We start from the raw sequence: 3,674 nt of genomic DNA on the forward strand, positions 1-3,674 counted from the left end.
AATTGGTATTAGTCAGTGTTTCTTTCAGTGCCCCGCCGAGTGGCCGGGGCGGCCTCAAAATAAAAAACGGGGCCAGAAAGGCTCTGACCCCCGTCTTCTTTACAATGTGGAATCACTTCAGATATTTCAGAGGGTTGACCGGGCTGTTCCCGTTGCGAACCTCAAAGTGGAGATGCGGCCCCGTTGAGCGTCCCGTCGTTCCAACCCTTGCGATATTCTCTCCCTGCCTCACCGCCGCCCCCTGCTTCAGCAGGAGGGTGCTGCAATGTGCGTAGAGCGTGGACTGCCCGCCCGGATGCTCGATGACCGCCACCTTGCCGTAGCCGCCCATCCAGCCCGCATAGGCCACCCGACCGTCCCGGGCGCAACGAATTGCCGCACCCCGGCTGGCCTTGATGTCGATCCCCGTATGGAAGTCCTGACGACGCGTGATGGGGTGCCGCCTCCAGCCAAAGGGGCTGTTGATCCGCCCCATGATCGGCCATCGGTAGGAGCGGGAGGCCTTAACGGCCCCAGGCGCCTCCTTCTGCTTCGCGTTCTTCGCAACCCTGGGCGCAGCGTTCCTGGCAGGGGCGGACTTCTCCGCCTTAAGGGGTTCCTCGTGGGTGACGGCCAGGGCCTCCGGCCTTGCGCCGGGAAGGAAGATTTCATCCCCCGGCTTCAGGGCAACCACGTCAACGGTGTGGTTCACCTGGCGCAGCTTGGCCAGCTCGACCCCGTAGCGCTTGCAGACGGCCTCGATCTTCTCCCCCTTGCGCAGGGTGTAGAAGATTCCCTCCTGGTTGGGGATGCGGAGGGTCTGTCCGGGGTGCAGGGTCGCCTTGAAGACGTTGCTGCCCACAAGCGTGTCCAGCTCTATGTTCTGGGAGTTCGAGATGGACCACAGGCTGTCTCCCTGGGCCACCACGTAGGACGAGACCTTCAGAGGCTCGACCTTCTCCCGCAGGGCCGCCACGCGGGCCTGCCGCGTGCGAACCTCCTCAAGGGTTTCTTCAATTTTGTCCGCGTCTTTAGGGATCAGGAGAAGCTGATTTTCGGCCAGGCGATTGGCGTCCTTAAGCCCGTTGGCCCTCAGGATGTCCTGAGCGGTGAGCCCGCCAAAGGTCAGAGCGATGTCCGAGAGCGTCTCGCCCGACTTGACGACGTGCTCCTTCCAGTCGGTGCCCACCTCCACAAACTGGGGGACAGGGTCTGACGGGATGACGTCCTCCGCTAAGCGGGTACCGTCGTCCTGAGCGCTCAGGACGATGCTCTCGTAATCCGACAGGTACTTGGGAAGGGGGCCGAAGTCCTCCTTCAGCGGAAGCTCGCTGACCTCGGCACGGACCTCGGATTCCGCCGGCTCGGCGGGGAGGGAGGCCATCGGCTCCTCCCGATCGTCCTCCCCGATGACCTCCAGGGGCGCTGCGGCCAGGAGGTCATCGCGTTGCATGTCGCTCACGTCGAACGCGAGGAAGCCCTCCTCCGCCACGACCCCCTCGTTTTCCCGATCCTCGACTCCGCCCCACGCCACGCCGGAAAAGCGTTCCCAGGCGGAGAACATCAAAAACGAAGCCAGACCAAAGGTGAAACAGACGACGACGCAAAAACCCCAACAAAAGTCCAGCGAAGCCTTTTTTTCCCTTCCTCTGCGCTTCTTGCCTTCAGCAGGAAAAACCTTTCGATCCGGCGTTCGACGATCGAATGTCCTCAAAGACAACTCCTCCCGACATGCCTTCGCCGCGCGCGGATGCGGTTCCGGCACAAAGCTCGTCATAAGACAAAGTACGATACGTGAATTATAGCACAAGATGCCGCATAATCGCCCGACGCGCGCGAAAGTTCCGTCCCGCGCCCCAGGCGTCGGGTCAGGCCAGCTTTATGGACATCAGGAATTCGTGGTTGTCCTTCGTCTGCTTGAGCTTGTCGAGGATCAGGTTCAGCGCCCCGGCCTCGTCCACCCCAACGATTCGCTTCCGCAGAGCCCAGAGGCGGGCCAGCTCGTCCTCGGGGATCAAGAGCTCCTCCCGCCGCGTCCCGGACCGCGTGATGTCGATGGCGGGGAATATCCGCTGTTCCGCCAGCTTGCGCGACAGGTGCAGCTCCATGTTGCCCGTTCCCTTGAACTCCTCGTAGATGACGTCGTCCATGCGGCTGCCCGTATCCGTCAGGGCCGTCCCGATGATCGTCAGGCTCCCGCCCTCCTCGAAGTTTCGGGCAGCGCCGAAAAAGCGCTTCGGGAAGTAGAGCCCGGAGGGGTCCAGGCCTCCCGACAGGGTACGGCCCGACGGCGGGACCGTCAGGTTCGAGGCGCGGGCCAGGCGCGTGATCGAGTCCAGGAGGATGACGACGTCGCGCTTTGCCTCGACCAGGCGCTTCGCCTTCTCGATGGCGAGGTTGGCCACTCGAATGTGCTCGTCCGCAGGGCGGTCGAACGTCGAGGCGATCACCTCTCCGTCGATGGAGCGGGAGATGTCCGTCACCTCCTCGGGGCGTTCGTCGATCAGGAGGGCCATCAGGATAATGTCCGGCGAGTTCGCGGAGATGGCCTTGGCGATGCGCTTCAAGAGCGTCGTCTTGCCCGCCTTGGGGGGCGAGACGATCAGCGCGCGCTGCCCCAGGCCGATGGGGGCGAACATGTCCACCAGGCGCGTTGCCCAGTCCCCAGGGCCGGAGTCCAGGTTGATTCGGACGTTGGGAAAGATGGGCGTCAAGTGGGCGAACATCGGACGATGTCGAGAGGACTCGGGGTCCGAGAAGTTCACCGTCTCCACGCGCAGGAGCGCCTCGTAGTGCTCCTGGTCCCGCGGCGGGCGGATCAGGCCCCAGATGACGTCCCCGTTCCGAAGCCCGAAGCGCCGAATCTGGGACAGCGAGAGGTAGACGTCGTTGTCCGTCGGCAGCATCCCCTTGGGACGAAGGAAGCCGAACCCCTCGGGCAGGATCTCGAGCGTCCCGCCACCGAAGCGGTAGTTCATGCTCTCCGCCTGGGCCTTCAGGATGGAGATGATCAGGTCGTCCTTGTGCATCGTGGTGGGACCCGCGACGTTGAACTCCCGCCCGATCTTCCGAAGGTCCGTGAGGGTCTGGGCCGCAAGGTAGGAGTAGGTGTGCTTGGGCTTCGGATGGGGCGTCACCTCGTGAACCGACGCACGGGCGTAAGGTGCCCGTGCCTCCGCCGGCTCGTCGGGGGCCGGCTCGAGAGGGGCCGGTGATTCCCCGTCCTCGACGGGCTGGACGACCTGCGCCTCGGACGCGGAATCAGGTTCCGCCCCATACGCCGTCGTCTCCTCCATCTCATCCACCGGTTCGTCGGGCGCCGGCACCTCCGGTTTCGACGCCTCGGAGGGCTCCACCGCCTCCACCCTCCGGGCGTCCGGAAGGAGCAGGAGCTGTTGGGAGGTCTCCGCTTCCTCAATTTTTTTCGCCGCGTTCTTCGGCGGCCTGCCCCGCGGGCGGCGCACCTTCACCACCGCGCTCTCCTCCGCCGGGGAGGAACCTTCCGCCTCCTCAGGCTGCGTCGCCTTCACCTCTTCAAGGGCCTCCGCAGGCTCCTTCACGCGCGGCGGCCGTCCCCTCCTGCGAGGGGTCGCCGCCTTCTCGTCAAGAACCTTCACCATAACCGCTCCAAGTTCTGTTCGTTGTGCTTCATCGTCTTTCACCTCAAAAAAATTTCACCTTAAAGCGAACACCTT

Annotated in this window: 2 protein-coding genes; both read right to left on the reverse strand. The window is 63.9% G+C overall.

The window, feature by feature from the left end:
- Positions 1–112: 112 nt before the first annotated feature.
- Positions 113–1,693, reverse strand: a complete 1,581-nt coding sequence (locus SY1_RS04100) for a LysM peptidoglycan-binding domain-containing M23 family metallopeptidase (RefSeq protein WP_208872800.1) — start codon at positions 1,691–1,693, stop codon at positions 113–115.
- Between the two features lie 154 nt (positions 1,694–1,847).
- Positions 1,848–3,599 carry a transcription termination factor Rho gene (rho, locus tag SY1_RS04105; protein WP_015556274.1) on the reverse strand — a complete coding sequence of 584 codons (1,752 nt, stop codon included), beginning with the start codon at positions 3,597–3,599 and terminating at the stop codon, positions 1,848–1,850.
- Positions 3,600–3,674 lie beyond the last annotated feature (75 nt).

Origin of the sequence: Fretibacterium fastidiosum, from assembly GCF_000210715.1 — a bacterium.
Classification (GTDB): Bacteria; Synergistota; Synergistia; order Synergistales; family Aminobacteriaceae; genus Fretibacterium; species Fretibacterium fastidiosum.